This window comes from Stenotrophomonas sp. BIO128-Bstrain (assembly GCF_030128875.1).
GTDB lineage: Bacteria > Pseudomonadota > Gammaproteobacteria > Xanthomonadales > Xanthomonadaceae > Stenotrophomonas > Stenotrophomonas bentonitica_A.
The window spans coordinates 1025036-1042824 of record NZ_CP124620.1 but is presented as its reverse complement, the minus strand read 5'-3'; the positions used below and the strand labels follow the sequence as shown (position 1 = coordinate 1042824).

At 67.3% G+C, this 17789-nt stretch carries 13 protein-coding genes; 3 read left to right on the top strand and 10 right to left on the bottom strand.

Annotation, left to right across the window (positions count from 1 at the left end):
- Positions 1 to 14 precede the first annotated feature (14 nt).
- Positions 15 to 2486, bottom strand: a complete 2472-nt coding sequence (locus POS15_RS04645; protein WP_284129074.1) for a prolyl oligopeptidase family serine peptidase — start codon at positions 2484 to 2486, stop codon at positions 15 to 17.
- A gap of 185 nt (positions 2487 to 2671) precedes the next feature.
- Between POS15_RS04645 and POS15_RS04640 the strand changes: the two genes are divergently transcribed.
- A complete protein-coding gene (locus tag POS15_RS04640; protein ID WP_019184333.1) occupies positions 2672 to 3448 on the top strand; it encodes a HipA family kinase in 777 nt (258 codons plus the stop codon).
- The gene (locus tag POS15_RS04635; protein ID WP_019184334.1) at positions 3426 to 3818 is read left to right on the top strand and encodes a DUF3037 domain-containing protein; all 393 of its coding nucleotides are present in this window, start codon (positions 3426 to 3428) and stop codon (positions 3816 to 3818) included. The genes POS15_RS04640 and POS15_RS04635 overlap by 23 nt, the downstream gene beginning before the upstream one ends.
- A 29-nt stretch (positions 3819 to 3847) precedes the next feature.
- On the opposite strand, the gene POS15_RS04630 is transcribed toward POS15_RS04635, so the two are convergent.
- The 8 genes from POS15_RS04630 to ligA all read right to left on the bottom strand — a co-directional run bounded on the left by POS15_RS04630 (position 3848) and on the right by ligA (position 15735).
- Positions 3848 to 4162 carry a hypothetical protein gene (locus tag POS15_RS04630; RefSeq protein ID WP_284129073.1) on the bottom strand — a complete coding sequence of 105 codons (315 nt, stop codon included), beginning with the start codon at positions 4160 to 4162 and terminating at the stop codon, positions 3848 to 3850.
- A 121-nt stretch (positions 4163 to 4283) separates the two neighbouring features.
- Entirely contained in the window at positions 4284 to 6776 is a 2493-nt protein-coding gene (locus POS15_RS04625) for a membrane-bound PQQ-dependent dehydrogenase, glucose/quinate/shikimate family (protein WP_284129072.1), read from the bottom strand.
- Between the two features lie 200 nt (positions 6777 to 6976).
- Positions 6977 to 9676 (bottom strand): DNA gyrase subunit A, encoded by a 2700-nt coding sequence (gene gyrA / locus POS15_RS04620; protein WP_019184337.1) that lies wholly within the window; start codon positions 9674 to 9676, stop codon positions 6977 to 6979.
- A 217-nt stretch (positions 9677 to 9893) separates the two neighbouring features.
- Positions 9894 to 10955 (bottom strand): S-methyl-5-thioribose-1-phosphate isomerase, encoded by a 1062-nt coding sequence (gene mtnA / locus POS15_RS04615; RefSeq protein WP_284129071.1) that lies wholly within the window; start codon positions 10953 to 10955, stop codon positions 9894 to 9896.
- A 43-nt stretch (positions 10956 to 10998) separates the two neighbouring features.
- The gene (locus POS15_RS04610; protein WP_019184339.1) at positions 10999 to 11721 is read right to left on the bottom strand and encodes a DUF3011 domain-containing protein; all 723 of its coding nucleotides are present in this window, start codon (positions 11719 to 11721) and stop codon (positions 10999 to 11001) included.
- A 110-nt stretch (positions 11722 to 11831) separates the two neighbouring features.
- A complete protein-coding gene (gene epmA, locus POS15_RS04605) occupies positions 11832 to 12776 on the bottom strand; it encodes an EF-P lysine aminoacylase EpmA (protein ID WP_284129070.1) in 945 nt (314 codons plus the stop codon).
- Complete coding sequence (locus POS15_RS04600; RefSeq protein WP_284129069.1) at positions 12773 to 13258, bottom strand: GNAT family N-acetyltransferase; 486 nt, start codon at positions 13256 to 13258, stop codon at positions 12773 to 12775. The genes epmA and POS15_RS04600 overlap by 4 nt, the downstream gene beginning before the upstream one ends.
- Before the next feature lie 14 nt (positions 13259 to 13272).
- Positions 13273 to 15735, bottom strand: coding sequence for an NAD-dependent DNA ligase LigA (gene ligA / locus POS15_RS04595; protein WP_284129068.1), 2463 nt, complete (start codon positions 15733 to 15735; stop codon positions 13273 to 13275).
- A 126-nt stretch (positions 15736 to 15861) separates the two neighbouring features.
- Between ligA and POS15_RS04590 the strand changes: the two genes are divergently transcribed.
- A complete protein-coding gene (locus POS15_RS04590) occupies positions 15862 to 16983 on the top strand; it encodes a pyridoxal phosphate-dependent aminotransferase (protein ID WP_284129067.1) in 1122 nt (373 codons plus the stop codon).
- Between the two features lie 28 nt (positions 16984 to 17011).
- Here POS15_RS04590 and zipA read toward each other — a convergent pair whose 3' ends face one another.
- Positions 17012 to 17749, bottom strand: a complete 738-nt coding sequence (gene zipA, locus POS15_RS04585; protein ID WP_019184344.1) for a cell division protein ZipA — start codon at positions 17747 to 17749, stop codon at positions 17012 to 17014.
- Positions 17750 to 17789 lie beyond the last annotated feature (40 nt).

Below are 17789 nucleotides of genomic sequence, written 5' to 3'. Positions count from 1 at the left end.
ACCGATGCCTCGGCTCAGCGTTTGGCCGGCGGCGCATTCTTCACATAGGTGTCGAACCAGCTCAGCATTTCCGACACTAGCTGCTCATTGGATTCCAGTGCGGTGTACCAATGCGGTTCGTGCGGCAGCATCACCAGGCGGGTGGTGCCGCCATTGCCGCGGATCGCCTGGAACAGCTTGCGCGACTGGAACGGCTCGGTGCCCGGGTTGGCATCATCCTCGCCGTGGACCAGCAGCAGCGGCAGCTTGATTTTGTCCGCGTAGAAGAACGGCGACGCCTTCAGGTACACGTCCTGCGCCTGCCACACCGAGCGACGCTCGTTCTGGAACCCGAACGGCGTAAACGTCTTGTTGTACGAGCCGCTGGTGGCGACGCCGGCCTTGAACAGGTCGGTATGCGCGATCAGGTTGGCGGTCATCAGGCCGCCATGGCTGTGGCCGGTGACGCCGATCCGGTTGCGGTCGACCACGCCCAGGTCCACCGCCTTGTCCACCGCGGCTTTGGCATCGGCCTCCAGCTGTTCCAGATACGTGTTGTAGGCGGTTTTGGGGTCGCCGACGATGGGGAACGAGGCGTTGTCGATGATCGCGTAGCCGGCCAGCAGCATCAGCCGGTACGGCGCCAGACGGGTGAAAGTCTGCTGCGAACCGGACACCTGCCCCGCCTGTGCCGCGTTGGCGAAATCGGCCGGGTAGGCATACAGGATCGCCGGCACGCGCTGGCCCTCCTTGTACCCCGGCGGGGTGTACAGGGTGAACGACAGATCCACGCCGTCGGCACGCTTGTAGGTGACCAGGCGCTTCTGGATCTGGCGCACTTCCGGCGTCGGATCCACCAGGTGGGTCAACGCGGCCGGCTTGGACACGACCTGCGCTTCGCCCGGCTTGGCGTCGGCGACGTCCTCGCCAAGCAGGCGCACGAACGCATTCGGCGCATCGGTCACCGACTGGTGCCACGTGAGCAGGTGGCCCGGGATGGCGCTGAAGCCGATGAACTGCTCGTAGGCATCGGCATCGCTGCGGAAAAGACGCTCCGTCTTCAGGCTGCGGAGGCTGAGCGCATCCAGGAAGGGCCGATCCCCCTGCGGCGAAGAGCCCTGCCCGCGCAGGAAGACCGTGTTGCCTTCCTGACGCACCACGTAGGCGCCGTTGGGCAGGCGCTGGTACACGAAACTGCCCGGGTCCTCGTACAGCTCATCACTGGAGAGATCCCACAGCAGCCGGCCCTCCTGCTTGGGGTTGTCGACGTTGACGATGCGGGTCTGGCGCCAGTGGCGGTTCTCGTCGTTCTCGTCGAGGAAGGCAACGTCCGGCTGCGCGGTCCAGGCCAGGCCTTCGAAACGCTGCGCGGTGCGGGCGATCTCGGTGGGCTTGGCGGTGAACGGGGCTTTGAGCATCAGCACGCGATCACGATGCGGAACCGTGACTTTCCAGTCGCCCTTGTCCAGGGCTTCGGCATAGACCAGCGTGGCCGGATCGGTGGCGCGCCAATCGAAATCGCGCGGGCCTTCCGGCACGCCGTGCACCGGCACGCGGTCGGCCAGCGGCAGGCTGGCGATCGGCGTGCTGCGGCCGCTGGCGATATCCAGCACGGCCACGTCATTGGCGAAACGCTGGTAGGTCACCGCATGCGAGAACGGCGCCTTGAGTGTTGTGGTCAGCACATGCACGCCATCCGGGGCGGCCCCGATGCTGTCCAGCAGCGCCGGGGCACCGACGGTGCGCACGGTGTTGGAGGCGGTATCCACCACCGCCAGCTGCGACTGGCCGTAATAGGCGAACAGCGCTTCATCGTAGGCACTGGTCAGCGTATCGCGGGCTTCGTAGGTGCTGCTCTCACCGGCTGTGCCCAGCGACTCCTGGATGTCCGGGCCGATCGCACCTTCGGCGCTCGGCGCCGGTCCCTGCTTGGCAGGCACCAGCTTGACCAACAGCTGCTGGCTGCCGCCGAGCCACTGCACGGTGCTGCCGAAGATCGGGTTCAGCGCGACGTTGGGCACCTGGCGGACCTGGCCAGTGACCGCATCACCGATCCACAGCTGCACGCTGTCATCGACCACGTTCTGGAACGCGAAGCGTTGGCCGTCGGCCGACCACTGCGCCATGCCGGCGCACCCGCCGGGCAAGGCGACCTTGGTGGAGCGGCCACTGGCGGTATCGACCACGGTGAAGTCGCCCACGCACGGTGGAATGCCATAACCACCCGGGGTGTCGTGGCGGCTGCGGTTCTTCGGCTCCAGACGCACGCCGGCCAGCTTCAGATACGGCTGGGCGACGCGGGTGATCGACGGATAGGTCTGCGTGGTGGTCAGCAGCAGGCGCTGGCCAGTCGGGTCGACGCTGGGCGTCGGCGGCGGCGGTGCCTTGAGCACCTTGAGCAGGCTCTCCGGCGGCGTGGCGTAACCGGCAAAGGCCGGTGCAGCGAGCAGCAGCCCGAAGGTGGCAACGGCAACGGCCGCAGCCAGCGAAGTACGACGGATCAGCATCCTTATCCCCTTGCAGTGTCAACGAATGCCCGCAACAGGGGCATGACCCGAATCTAGCACCGCCGGGACCGGTGTGAATGGGCCGGAAGGGCCAACCGCCCGACACTGCAAAGCGAGGCGCTCCACCGTGCCGGGTAGCGCCCCCTTACGCGTCACGCCCGGCCTTGGCCCGGCTAGAATGCCCCATGCGAACCGTGCACGCCCTCCGATATGTCACCCCGCTGCGCGAAGGCGGCTCCCTGCCCGCCGTAGTCGAGACCGACGACGACGGCATGGTGGTGCTCAAATTCCGTGGCGCTGGCCAAGGGCCGAAGGCCCTGATCGCCGAACTGATCGCCGGCGAGATCGCCCGCACGCTCGGCCTGCCGATCCCCGAGATCGTGTTCGTGGAGCTCGACCGCGAGTTCGCCCGGACCGAACCGGACCCGGAAATCCAGGATCTGATCCGTGCCAGCGAGGGCCTGAACCTCGGCAGTGATTACCTGCCCGGGGCGATCAACTACGACCCGGCGGCCATGCAGCCCGATGCCGAGCTGGCCTCGAAGATCGTGTGGTTCGATGCCTTCACCAGCAACGTGGACCGCACCGCGCGCAATCCCAACCTGATGGTCTGGCATCGCAGGCTGTACCTGATCGACCATGGCGCAGCGATGTATTTCCATCACGACTGGGCCAGCGCCGGGGAGGCCTGCAGTAAGCCGTTCGTGCTGATCCGCGATCATGTACTGCTGCCCTTCGCCACGCAGATTGCCGAAGTGGATTCTGCGCTCGCGGTGATGCTGCCGGATGCCGAAATCGAGCGGATCGTCGGCCTGGTGCCGGACAGCTGGCTGGTGGACGAACCCGCCTTCGACAGCCCGGCGGCTTACCGCCAGGCGTATATCGATTATCTGCAACACCGCCTTCGCGTACGCGCGGCTTTTGTACAGGAGGCCGTCCGTGCCCACACTGCACACCTATGACTATGCGGTGATCCGCGTAGTGCCCCGCGTGGAGCGCGAGGAATTCATCAACGTCGGGGTGATCGTGTCCTGCCCGGGCGCAAAGCACCTGGAAGCGGCGATCGAGCTGGATGTGGAGCGGCTGCGTGCCTTCGCGCCGACGCTGGATATCGAGGGCCTGCAGCCGTGGCTGGATGCGATCGTGGCGATCTGCCGCGGTGACGCGAACGCCGGGCCGATCGCGCAGCTGCCTGCGCGTGCACGTTTCCATTTCCTCACCGCCAAGCGCAGCTCGGTGGTGCAGATGTCGAGCACGCACGTGGGCCGTACCGCAGAGCCGACAGGCGTGGTCGAGCATCTGATGCGGAAGATGGTGCGGGTCCCGGCGTAGCACCGTCGGCGCGGCGGCCCCGTCACCATTCAGACCGGCCAGCGGCACCACGAAAACGGATAGCCATGCAGACCGCTGGCCAGCCCCGCCCGCATCGGGAGGGACAGCCAATGCACGCGGTCGGGCATGATGGCCCAGGCGAAAGATTCCGTGCGCCTTTCCGCATCGGAAGCACGCAGCCAGCGCGCGACATCCTGCGCATTACCGTGATGATGAAACAGCGGGAATTGATGGGTGGCGACAGCGGTGACGATGTAGCAGGCATTTAACAGCGGACATCGCCCATATCGAACAGAGGAACTCGGCATCCGGCCAGCATGGCAGTGCGTGCCGTCCAGGCTCACCGGGAGAGAACGCGGCCCGTTGTCAGATTTCTGCGGGAAGCGCTGTAGTCGCGCAACGAGCGGCCGGGCGCTGCCCGGCCTTGCGTCAATGGAACGCCGGCCACATCCGACGCGGCGTCCCTCACCCCTTCGGCAACGCGTAGGCGATCACGTAATCGCCGGCCGGGGTTTCCATGAAGTGATGACCACCGGCCATGATGACCACGTACTGGCGCCCACCGAACTCGTAGATCATCGGGTTGGCCTGGCCGCCGGCCGGCAGCTTGGCATGCCAGAGTTCCTTGCCGGTTTTCAGGTCGATCGCGCGCAGCAGATCATCGGTCGCCGCGGCGATGAAGATCAGGCCGCTGGCCGTGACCACCGAACCACCGTTGTTGGGCGTACCGATCTCGATCGGCAGGCCGGAGCGGATGCCGAACGGCCCATTGCCGCGGGCGCTGCCGAACGGGCGGTCCCACAGGGTCTTGCCGGTACGCAGGTCGACCGCGCGGATGCCACCGTAGGGCGGCTGCTTGCACAGCAGCTTGGTGAACGGCAGGCGCCAGCCGGCGTTGACGTCGATGGCGTACGGCGTGCCCACCTGCGGATCGCCCGCGCCTTCGGCGCCGCCCTTGTCGGCGGTCACATCCTCGCGCGGCAGCCACCCCAGTTTGTCCGCCTTCTCGCGCGGCACCAGCCGGTTGTAGTTGGGCATGTCGTTGTAGTTGGCAACGATCACGCCACGGCGCGGATCCACGGCCACGCTGCCCCAGTCCGAGCCCCCGTTGTAGCCGGGATACTCGATGGAATGACGGTCCGCGGTCGGCGGCGTGTAGAAACCTTCGTAACTGGCCTTGCGGAACTGGATGCGGCAGACCAGCTGGTCGATCGGGGTCATGCCCCACATGTCGCGCTCGGTGAGGTCCGGCTTGCGCAGCGTGTGATACAGCGAGAACAGCTGGGTGGGCGAGCGCTGTTCCGGCTCGACGCCGCCCGTGGGCACCTTGCGCTCTTCGGCTGGGGTCAGCAGCCTGCCGGTGCGACGGTCGAGGATGTACATGTCGCCCTGCTTGGTCGGCAGCAGCAGGGCCGGGACTTTGCCGGCGGCGGTCGGATAATCGATCAGGGTCGCCTGCGAGCCCATGTCGTAATCCCAGACGTCCTTGCGCACCGCCTGGAAGTGCCAGGCCGGCTTGCCGGTGTTGACGTCGATCGCCACCAGCGAGGTGGCGTAACGGTTTTCGTTTTTGGTGCGCGAGCCACTCCAGTAATCGCCGGCCGAGTTGCCCATCGGCAGGTAGACCAGCCCAAGTTCGTCGTCGCCGGTCGCAGTGGTCCACATGTTGGGGGTGCCGCGGGTATAGGTCTCACCCGGCGGCGGTGCGCCGTTGCGCTCCGGGCGGACCATGTCCCAGGCCCAGCGCAGTTTGCCGGTGACGGCATCGTAGGCCTGGATCACGCCGGACGGCGCGTCGCGGCGCTGACCGTCCAGCACCTGGTGGCCGGTCACGATCACGCCCTGCACGATCGCCGGCGGCGAGGTGATGGAGACATAGCCGGCCGGGCTGTCGCCCATGCCCACGGTGATGTCGACCTGGCCGTTGTTGCCGAAACCGGCGCACGGCTTGCCGGTGGCGGCATCGACCGCGATCAGGCGGCCATCCAGGGTGCCTTCGATGATGCGCGCCGCACAGGCGCCACGCGGCACCTGGGTCAGCACGGGCACGCCGCTGGGGACGGCGAGATCCGCTGCGACGTCATTGAATGCAGCATCCTGCGCGGTGGCCGGCACTTCGTAATAGGAGACCCCACGGCAGGCGGCGGTGTACGGGATCGACTTGTCCTTGATCTTCGGGTCGTAACGCCAGCGCTCGGTGCCATCGGCGGCGTTGAGCGCGACCAGTTGGTTGCGTGCGGTGCACAGGTAGAGGCTGTCGCCGACCTTCAGCGGCGTGGTTTCCGCACCCCAGCGCTTCTCCGGCAGGTCGCCAGTGCGGAACAGCCAGGCCTGCTCAAGCTTGGCCACGTTGTCCGGGGTGATCTGCTGCAGCGGCGAGAAACGCGTTGCCGCGTTGTTCCGACCATAGGCGGCCCAGTCGCCGTCCACCGGGCGGTCGGCCGGTTGCAGGGGCGCGTCGGCCGTGGGTGCCAGGCCGGTGCTGGTCATCGGTTCGGGGAAGGCGCCCTGTGCCTCGGTAACACCATGTGGCACGAAGGCCAGGGTGAAGGCCGCAACGAACACCAGCGCCAGCACGCCGGCGATGCCCCGCGAGACCTTGCGCGACACCGGACGATCCAACGTCGGCAGCAGCAGCGACAGCACGAAGCCGATCGCCACGATCAGGCCCAGGCGCGGCACCCAGCGCCAATAGTTGCTGCCCGACTCCCACCACGTCCACAGCAGCGTGCCGACGAACACCAGCGCGAACCACAGCGCGCCGCTGTAGCGGCCCCGCCACAGCTGCACGCCGGAGATCAGCAGGCCGACGCCGGCCAGGACGTAGTACCAGGAACCACCGAGGCTGGCGAGCCAGGCGCCGCCCGCGGTGAATACAACGCCCAGCAACAGAATGACAATTGCCAGCACAGCCACCAGCCAATGGCGGGGGCGGCGGGTCTGCGTCGTGGTGGACATCGGTTTCTCCTGAAGCGCGAAGATCGCCGACGTTGCCGCCGGCCCCGCGGCTCTTATCCCACCGGGGTCGTGAACGTTGCGCGTTCTTTGCTGCAGCCGCCAGCGTCGGCACAGCCGACGATGAAAGCGTGCAATCTCCCTGCCCCACAACGAAAAACGCCGGCATCTGCCGGCGTTTTCCGTGTCACTGCCGCAGGGGCTTACGCCTCCGGCGGTGCCACCACCGGGCTGGCCTCGACGGCCGCCGGTGCATCTTCTTCCACACCCTCATCCAGCGAGGCATCCATGCGTTCAACCGCCTGGAGCTTCTCTTCCTTGGACAGACGGATCAGGGTCACGCCCTGGGTGTTGCGGCCGACGCGCGAGATTTCCGAACCGCGGGTACGCACCAGGGTGCCACCATCGGAGATCAGCAGCACTTCGTCGCGCGGGCCCATCAGCACCGCACGCACCAGCTTGCCGTTGCGCTCGGTGGTCTGGATGCCGATCACACCCTGCGTGCCACGGCCCTTGCGCGGGTAATCCGGCAGCGGGGTGCGCTTGCCGTAGCCGTTCTCGGTCGCGGTCAGGATGTAGAGCGCGTTGTCATCGTCGGCGCCGTTCTCGATCACGGCATCGCCGCTGTCGATCACGGTCTCGTCGACCTGGCTCTCATCCTCGTTCTCGTCTTCGCTGCCGCCGGCACTCTCGGCCACGATCAGGCTGACCACTTCCTCACCCTTGGGCATCTTGATGCCGCGCACGCCGGTGGCGGTACGGCCCATCGAGCGGACCTTGTCCTCACCGAAGCGCACGGTCTTGCCATTGGAGGCGAACAGCAGGATGTCGCGCTCGCCATCGGTCAGGCCGACGCCGACCAGCGCATCGCCCTCATCGAGGTTGATCGCGATCTTGCCGCGCGCCAGGCGGAAGGCGAATTCGCTGAGAGGGGTCTTCTTGACCGTGCCGTTGCGGGTGGCGAAGAACACGAACTGGCCTTCGGCGTACTCGCGTACCGGCAGCACGGCCTGGACCCGCTCACCGGCTTCCAGCGGAATCCAGTTGATGATCGGGCGGCCACGGGCGTTGGAGCCGGCCTCCGGCAACTGGTGGACCGGCAGCCAGAACACCTTGCCCGCACTGGTGAAGGTCAGCAGCGTGTCATGCGTGTTGACCAGCCACAGCTGTTCGATGAAATCCTCTTCCTTGGTCGAGGCAGCGCTGCGGCCACGGCCACCGCGGCGCTGGGCCCGGTAGGCACTGACCGGCTGGCGCTTGGCATAGCCGGCGTGCGACAGGGTGACCACCACGTCTTCCGGGGCGATCAGGTCGAGGATGTCCAGGTCTTCTTCGCTGTGGCGGATCTCGGTGCGGCGCTCGTCGCCGAACTCCGTACGCACGTTGATCAGCTCTTCGCGGATGACCTGCAGCAGACGGTCCGGATCTTCCAGGATATGGATCAGCCCGGCGATCGTTTCCAGCAGCAGCTTGTACTCGTCGGTCAGGCGGTCCTGCTCCAGCCCGGTCAGGCGATGCAGGCGCATTTCCAGGATCTGGGTCGCCTGGATCTCGGTCAGCTGGTAGCCGCCCGCAAGCAGGCCCACACCCTTGGGCAGATCATCCGGACGCGAGGCTTCGGCACCGGCGGCGCCCAGCATCGAGCCGACCAGGCCCGGCTCCCACAGGCGGGCGAGCATGCGTTCGCGCGCCTCGGTGGGGTTCGGCGAGGTCTTGATCAGTTCGATCATCTCGTCGATGTTGGCCAGCGCGACGGTCAGGCCTTCCAGCACGTGCGCACGCGCACGCGCCTTGCGCAGTTCGAACACGGTGCGGCGGGTGACCACTTCGCGGCGGTGGCGCACGAAGGCCTCGAGCATCTGCTTGAGGTTCATCAACTGCGGGCGGCCATCGACCAGCGCCACCATGTTGATGCCGAACACCGACTCCATCTGGGTCTGCTGGTAGAGGTTGTTCAACACAACTTCCGCCGACTCGCCGCGCTTGATCTCGATGAAGATGCGCATGCCGTCCTTGTCGGACTCATCGCGCAGTTCGCTGATGCCTTCGAGCTTCTTTTCCTTGACCAGCTCGGCGATCTTCTCGATCAACCGGGCCTTGTTCACCTGGTACGGGATCTCGGTGACGATGATCGATTCGCGGCCGTTGTCAGCCACTTCGACCTCGGCCTTGGCGCGGATGCGCACACGGCCACGACCGGTCCGGTACCCGGCGACGATGCCGGCGGTGCCATTGATGATGCCCGCGGTCGGGAAGTCCGGGCCCGGGATGAACTCCATCAGGCCGTCGACGTCGATCTCGGGGTTGTCGATCAGCGCGATGCAGGCGTTGATCGATTCGGTCAGGTTGTGCGGCGGGATGTTGGTCGCCATGCCCACCGCGATACCGGCCGAACCGTTGACCAGCAGGTTCGGGAACCGGGTCGGCATGACCGTCGGCTCCAGTTCCTTTTCGTCGTAGTTGGGCTGGAAATCGACCGTTTCCTTGTCGATGTCGGCCATCAGCTCATGGGTGAGCCTGGACATGCGGGCTTCGGTGTATCGCATCGCCGCGGCGGAGTCGCCGTCGACCGAACCGAAGTTACCCTGGCCATCGACCAGCATGTAGCGCAGCGAGAACGGCTGTGCCAGACGCACCAGCGTGTCGTACACCGACTGATCGCCATGCGGGTGGTACTTACCGATGACGTCACCGACGATACGCGCCGACTTGAAGTAAGGCTTGTTGGCGTGCGCGTTGAGTTCACTCATCGCGAACAGCACGCGGCGATGCACCGGCTTGAGGCCATCGCGCGCATCCGGGAGTGCGCGCCCCACGATCACGCTCATCGCGTAATCGAGGTAACTCTTGCGCATCTCGTCTTCCAGGTTGACCTGGATGATTTCCTTGGCGGTTTCTGCCATTCGGGTTCCGTTGTCTGGTAGCGGTCCAGTCCGTCACGACCGCCCTTTCGGGGCGGTTGCGCCGGAATCTCGATTAACCGTTGGATTCTACCACAGCGGGCCATTTTCCGCCCGCTTTTACGGGGGTTTTACCGGCAAGAATCAGGAACTTACGGGGGCGTTGGCGGGCGCTTGGGCAGGCCACGACCGTCGGTCGTGGCACGCGCCGCAGCCGGCCTCAGCCGAACGCGGCCTGCATGTTGGCCATCGTCGGGTTCAGGATCACCCCGCGCTCGGTCACGATGGCGTCGATCAGGCTGCCCGGGGTGACGTCGAACACCGGGTTCCAGGCGGCGATGCCCTCGGCCACGGTGCGGGTGCCGCCCACGCCGTAGAGCTCGCCAGGATCGCGCTGCTCGATCTCGATCTGCTCGCCGTCGGCAGTGTCCATGTCCACCGTGGAGGACGGCGCCACCACCATGAACTTCACGCCGTGGTGGCGGGCGGCGATGGCCAGCTGGTAGGTGCCGATCTTGTTGGCGGTGTCGCCGTTGGCGCAGATGCGGTCCGCGCCCACGATCACCCACTGGACCGCACCAGTCTTCATCAGGTGCGAGGCGGCCGAATCGGCGATCAGGGTGGCATCGATGCCATCCTGCTGCAGCTCCCATACGGTCAGGCGAGCGCCCTGCAGCCACGGCCGGGTCTCGCCGGCGAACACGCGGGCGATGCGGTGCTGGGCCATGCCGGCGCGGATCACGCCCAGCGCGGTGCCGAAGCCGGCAGTGGCCAGCGAGCCGGTATTGCAGTGGGTGAGCACACCGCTGCCGGCCTCGATCAGGCCGGCGCCCAGCGCGCCCATGTGGCGGTTGGCGGCCAGATCTTCCTCGGCGATTGCCTGGGCTTCGGCGGCCAGCACCTGCTGCCAGTCGGCACCGGCCGGGGCCAGCGCGCGGCGCATGCGGGCCAGCGCCCAGGCCAGGTTCACGGCGGTCGGGCGCGAGGCGTTCAGGCGTTGCAGGGCCGGCTCCAGCTTCAACAGCGCTTGGGCGCCATCGTCGGCCTGGACCTCATTGGCCGCCAGTACCACGCCCCAGGCGGCGGCAATGCCGATCGCCGGTGCGCCGCGCACGGTCAGCGCATGGATGGCCTCGGCAACCGCGTCGCTGTCGCGGCACTCCACGTGCTCGACGATGAACGGCAGTTTGCGCTGGTCGAGCAGCTGCAGGCTCTCGCCGGTCCACAGGATCGGGCGGATATGGTCGTAACGGGCGTAGTCGATGTCGGTGGATGCGTTCATCGGGCCATTGTAGCGGCGTGCCGATGCAGGCGGAATCGCGCGCTCAGTTGACCGCGAACTCGGCGCGGCAGCCCTTGTCGACCCAGACCCCACGGCTGTCCCAGCCCCAGCTGCTGCCCTGCTCGCAGGGGGTGCCGGAGAGCTGCTTGTTGAGCGTGACACCGTGGGTGATCCCGGCGCCACAGAAGCGGCGCTGGCGCGACTTGGATTCGCAGACCAGGATGCGTGGCACGTTGAGGAACCCGCTGCCATCGGCGGCACCGACCTCGAACTCGCCCTGGCAACCGCGGGTCACCCAGATCTCATTGCGGCGATAGCCCCAGCTGTGGCCTTCGCGGCACGGCAGCGAGGTGAGCTGGCGCAGCAGACGCACCGGCGCGCCCTGCAGCACAACCGGGCAGCTCTGCGGGCGCCCGTTGGATTCGCAGCGCACCACCCGCCGCGTGCGGCGTTCGCCGTCGGCACGCGGCGCGGCAGCCGCGGTACGCGCGCGGAACTCGGCGCGACAGCCCAGGGTCACCCAGACGCCGGAACGGTCGGTGCCCCATTCCGAGCCTCGCACGCAGCTGTTGTCGGAGAGCTGGCGGATCAGATCGACACCGCCTTCGGTGGGGACATCGCAATGCACCCACCCCATGTCGCGCGATTCGCAACGCACCACCTGACCGGCATAGCCGCCGGCCTGCGCGAGCGCCGTTTCAGGCATCAGCGCAGTCCACAGCAACACCGGCCACAAGGGCATGCCCGCGCCTACCAACAGCTTCATCAACACGATCCCCGCCACGCCTGAACAATCACATGACCCACCTTCGGACATCCGGTGTGATCAGAGCATCATCATGCAGCCCGTGCAAGACGCGGATGCGTCAAAACGCCTCAGGCGTGGGCGAAATCGAAGGCCAGCACATCGGCGATGCGGCCGGTGCGGTTCATCGCCATCAGCAGCCGGTCCACGCCCACCGCCACCCCCGCGCAATCGGGCAGCGCCGGCAGGGCCGCCAAGAGGTGTTCATCCAGCGGGGGCAGCACGTCGCCGCGCGCGGTACGGATGGCATGGTCGCGCTCGAAACGCGCGCGCTGTTCAGCCGCGTCGTTCAGCTCGTGATAGCCGTTGGCCAGCTCCACGCTGCCCAGGTACAGCTCGAACCGTTCGGCCAGCGGCGGCGTGCCCGGCCGAATTCTCGCCAGTGCCGCCTGGGTGGCAGGCCAGTCATGCACCACCGTCATGGTGTCGTCACGGAAGTGCGGTTGGATGCAGTGGGTCATCAGCAGATCGAGCCAGTCATCCCGGGTCAATCCGTCCGCATCGATGCGGACCTCGGCCAGCGGTACCTGCAGGTCTTCCAGGCTGGCCTGGAACGGGTCCAGCCCGACGTGCTGCTGGTAAAGACCACGGTAATCGATGACCTCCAGCGTCGCCTCGCGCTGAACCAGTTGCAGCGCATCGCGCACGAGAGCGGCGGTCTCGTCGATCAGGCGACGGTGGTCCCAGCCGACCCGGTACCACTCCAGCATGGTGAACTCGGGATTGTGGCGGCCGCCGGCTTCGCCGTTGCGGAACACACGACCCAGTTCGTAGCAGTCCCCCACCCCTGCCGCGAGCAATCGCTTCAGCGGGAACTCCGGCGAGGTGCGCAGCCAGCGTTGCGCAGTGCCCGCATCCACGTGCCCGCTGAAGCGGGTATGGAAGCTGTCGATGTTCGGCTCGGTATTGCCCGCTGCGGACAGGATCGGCGTTTCGACCTCGAGCACGTCGCGTGCGGCGAAGAAGCGGCGGATCAGTGCGTTGAGCGCGGCACGCTGGCGCAGCGCGGCGATCACGCGCGCGCGTCCTTCAGGCGCTTCGCCAGCGGCAGGGTCAGCAGATCGCGGGTGTCATCGACGTAGCCGGTGGCCAGGTACAGGCGTCGCGCCAGTTCGTTGTGATGGTTCACTTCCAGGCGCATGCGCTCCACGCCACGTGCGTTGGCGCGCTGTTCGAGGATGGCCAGCGCCTGCTTGCCGCGGCCCCGCCCACGCGCGGCATGGCTCAGGTACAGCTCATCGAGCAACGCAAAGTGGCCGCCCTGCTCCAGGCTGAAGCCCATCGCCAGTGCTCCATAGCCCACCACCGCGCCGGCCTCGTCCAGCCACAGCAGCACTTCACCGTTGCGCGGATCTTCCAGCAACGCGGCCAGCGCGTTCCGCACACGGGTGTCTTCGAAGTCGAGGTTGTCTTCGGCGTAGAAATCACGCATCAGCCCGATCAGCAACTCGGTGTCGGCGACGGTGGCCAGGCGGAAATCGAGGGGAACGGTCTGCATGCGGTTTCTCTTGTTCAGTGCTGCGCGAGGAAGGCGATCAGCTGGTCTTCGTCCCAGACCGGCACGCCCAGCTCCTGCGCCTTGGTCAGCTTGGAACCGGCCTCGGCACCGGCAACCACGAAGGAGGTTTTTTTCGACACACTGCCAGCCACCTTGGCGCCGAGCGCTTCCAGCCGGGCTTTGGCCTCGTCGCGGTTCATCTGCGTCAGCGTTCCGGTCAGCACGGCGGTCTGGCCGTCCAACGGGCCGGCGACCTGGTCGGCCTGCTCCGGCGCCAGTGCCAGCAGCTTCTGGCGGTACTCCTCGGCCTTGAGCAGCATCGGGCCGTGGCCTTCGCTGTCGAGCCAGTCGGCCAGCCCGAGGGCTACCTCGTTCGGCAGGCCGGCGGCCACGAACCGCACCGGCTCGGCATCCAGCACCGAGGCCGCATCCGGCAGCATCGCCACCAGCTTCTCCGCGCGCAGCCGGGTGATGCCCGGAATCTCTGCTTCGACCAGCAGCTGCGCGAAATCCAGCCCCTCGCGCAACTTGGCGATCGGTGGATGCACATCGCTGATGCGCACCTGCCCGACCTGCAGCAGCGCGTCGATCGCCTCCTGGTTGCCGGCCTGTTCGAAGAAGTGGCCGAGCGATCGCGCCACTTCGCCGCCGATGTCGGGCACGCGCTTGAACAGCGGCCACGGCAGATGACGGATCAGTTCGAGATCGCCGAACCAGGTCGCCAGCGCCTTGGCGGTGCTCTCGCCGACATGCTCGATGCCCAGCGCGAACAACAGCCGCTCCAGCGTGGTGGTGCGGCTGGCGTCGATCGCGGCGATCAGGTTGTCGGCCCACTTGGTCGCGATCTTTTTCGTGTTCCAGGCGAACGTGGCCGGCATCGCCAGCGCCTGCGCGCGCCATGCCTCGTCGCTGCCATCGAGCTTGAGGATGGCCCTCAGGTAATCGCCGCTGCCTTCCGGCGGCAGGTGCAGGCCGATCTGGCTGGCCAGCGCCTCGGGCGATTCGGCATCCAGCACCAGCTTGAGCTGCAGCAGTTGATCGCGCTGCAGGCGGTACAGATCGGCCACGCCGCGCACGATACCGGCGTCGACCAGGGTCTCGATGTACTTGCTGCCCAGGCCGTCGATATCCATGGCACGGCGCGAGGCGAAGTGCGCGATGGCTTCCTTGCGCTGCGCCGGACAGCTCAGCTCACCCGAGCAGCGCCAGGCGGCCTCGCCCTCTTCGCGGACGATCTCCGAGCCGCACACCGGGCACTGCGAAGGCATCTGCCACGGCGTGGTGCCGGCGGGACGACGGTCGGCGATCACGCTGACCACTTCCGGGATCACATCACCGGCGCGGCGCACGATCACCGTATCGCCCACGCGCACATCCAGGCGCGCGATCTGGTCGGCATTGTGCAGCGTCGCGTTGGACACGATCACGCCGGCCACGGCGACCGGCGCCAGACGCGCGACCGGGGTCGCCGCACCCGTGCGGCCGATCTGGATCTCGATCGCCTCCACAGTGGTGGTCTGTTCCTGCGCCGGGAACTTGTGCGCGATCGCCCAGCGCGGTGCGCGCGCGACGAAGCCCATCTGTTCCTGGCCGGCGCGATCGTCGAGCTTGTAGACCACACCGTCGATATCGAAAGCCAGACCGTCGCGGCGTTCGCCGATGTCGCGGTAATAGGCGAGCAGCCCGTCGGCGCCCTCCACCACCTGGCACAGGTCACTCACCGGCAGCCCCCACGCGCGCAGCTGCGCCAGCGTGGCCGAATGCGTGGGCGGCAACTCGCCGCCTTCAACCTGGCCGGTGCCGTAAGCGTAGAAGCTCAGCTTGCGCCTTGCGCTCATCTTCGGATCGAGCTGGCGCAGCGAGCCGGCGGCGGCGTTGCGCGGATTGGCCAGCACTTTGCCGTCATGCAGGCGCGCATCGGCGTTGTAGGCCTCGAAGTCGGCACGGGCCATGTAGACCTCGCCGCGCACTTCCAGCACCGCTGGCCAGCCCTCACCCTTGAGCACCTGCGGGATCACACTGATCTGGCGGAGGTTCGCGCTGACATCCTCGCCGGTGGCGCCATCGCCACGGGTCGCCCCCTGCACGAAACGGCCCTCCTCGTAGCGCAGGCTGATCGCCAGGCCGTCAAGCTTCGGTTCGGCGGAAAAATACAGCGTGCTGCGACGCAGGCGCTCGCTGATGCGGCGCACGAAATCCTGGACTTCCTCATCATTGAAGGCATTGCCCAGCGACAGCATCGGCACCGCGTGACGGACCTCGGCGAAACGGGAGGACGCCTTGCCACCGACCTGCCGGGTCGGCGAATCGGCCGCGGCCAGCTCCGGGTGTGCCTGCTCGATCGCCTCCAGCTCGCGCACCAGCAGGTCGTACTCGACGTCGGGGATCAGCTGCTCGTCGCGCTCGTGGTATGCCTTGCCGGCATCCTCGATCTGGCGGCGCAGGACGTCGGCACGTGCGGCGGGGCTGGGGGTCATGCGGGAGGCGATCCTGGTGGGGCATTCAATTTTACCCCTCCCCCCGCTCCTGCGCGCAGTGAAGAACGCTTGCCGCCGATCCGCCGTGGCGCTAGCGTGCGCCGAACCCCTTGTTTCCGGTGCCCCGTGACGCCTGCCCCCACCACTTCCCGTCGCTCGTTCCTGCAGTTGGCCGGTGCCGGCCTGGCGTTATCCGGCCTGGGCGTGCTGCCTGCATCCGCCGCGCCGTCGCGTGCGCTCCCCGCCAGCACAGGACCGGTGCTGCTGAACTTCAACGAATGCCCGTATGGGCCATCACTGGCTGCGCAGGCGGCGGCGCGCGACATCATCGCCAGCAGCGGGCGGTATCTGTTTGCTCTGGCCGGCGAGCTGCGCGATCTGTTCGCCCAGCAGGAAGGCATCGACAAGGATCACGTGCGGCTGTATCCGGGCTCGAGCGAGCCACTGAACCGGGCGGCCGTGCTGTGGACCTCGCCTGGTGCGGGGCTGGTGGTCGCCGATCCCACCTTCGAGGCGCCGGGCGATCTTGCCGCGGCGCGTGGGGCCACGGTGGCCAGGGTGCCGCTGCGCGCCGACGGGGCACACGACGTGCATGCGATGGCGGCGGCTGCCGCGACGGTCAATGCCGGCCTGCTGTATCTGTGCAACCCCAACAATCCCACCGGTTCGATCACCCCGGCGGCCGACATTGCCTGGCTGCTGGCCAACAAGCCGGCCCAGACCCGCGTGCTGGTGGACGAGGCCTACCTGCAGTACAGCGAGCAGCGCTCGGTGATCGGCCAGGTGATGCAGCGCGACGATGTGATCGTGCTGCGCACCTTCTCCAAGCTCTACGGCATGGCCGGCCTGCGCCTGGGGGTGGCGGCCGCGCATCCGGACCGGCTGAAGGAACTGGCCAGCCTGGGCGACAACCCGCTGCCGGTCACCGCGATGGCGGCGGGACTGGCGAGCCTGCGTGATCCGGGATTGATCGCGCAGCGCAAGGCGGAGAATGCCCTGGTACGGCAGGAGACCATCGGCTGGCTCGGTAAGCGCGGCTTTAGCTGTGTGCCGTCGGAAGCAAACTGTTTCGTGGTCGATGTGCAGCGCGACGGCGCGGCGTTCTCTGCGGCGATGGCCGAACAGGGCGTGGTCATCGGGCGCAGCTGGCCGATCTGGCCGCAGCGGGTGCGCGTGACGGTGGGCACCGCGGCCGAAATGGCGCGGTTCCGTGCGGCCTTCGACACGGTGGTCAGCCAGAACAGGTAGAGCCGACCGTTGGTCGGCTCTACGGCAATCACCAGCGCGGGGCCTTGGTCAGCGGCGGGGCCTGGTGCTGGCGGTCGTAGGCGCGCAGCTCATCACGGATGTGCGCGATGCGCTGGCGACCCAGGGCATTGCGGCTGTCATCGAGCACGACGCCATCGAGCAGCTCGCCCATGCGCTGCACGGTCGGCAGCATCTTTTCCCAGGCGTCCAGCGCGGTCAGCGGCGCCGGCAGGGTCAGGAAGAAGGCGATCGCCGGGGTTTCCATCTCGCGGATGTTGGCCATGTCGAAACTGCCCGGCTTCATGATGCTGGCCATCGAGAAGATCGGGCCGCGCTCGGGGTGGCCTTCGACCAGGCGGTGGAAGACATTCATGTGGCCGAACACCAGGCCGGTCTTTTCCGCAGCAACGACGATGTCCTCGCCACGCAGCTGCTCGCCCGCGCGCGCAGCGACGAACAGCGAGACGATCTTGTCGAAATCCTGCGTCGCACGCTTGCCCAGGTCGCTGGCCGGCGCGGCGTCCACGTCCGGCAGGCCCAGCTCGGGCTGGGTGACGCCGTCTTCGCCGACAACGGGAGCAGCGCCCTCGGCCGGGCTCTCGCCCTCGCCCAGCACGGGCTCACGGCGCTGGCCGCTGGTGCTCTCGGCACCTTCGACGCGACGGCCCTGCACTTTCTTTTTCGGACGGCCAAACAGGAAGATCGCAGCGATCAACAGCAGGCCGGCGGCCAGGATGCCGATGCGGAGCAGTGCCATGTCGGACATTCGGGGGGGTCTCCGGCTAAATCATTCAGGTACTTAAGGA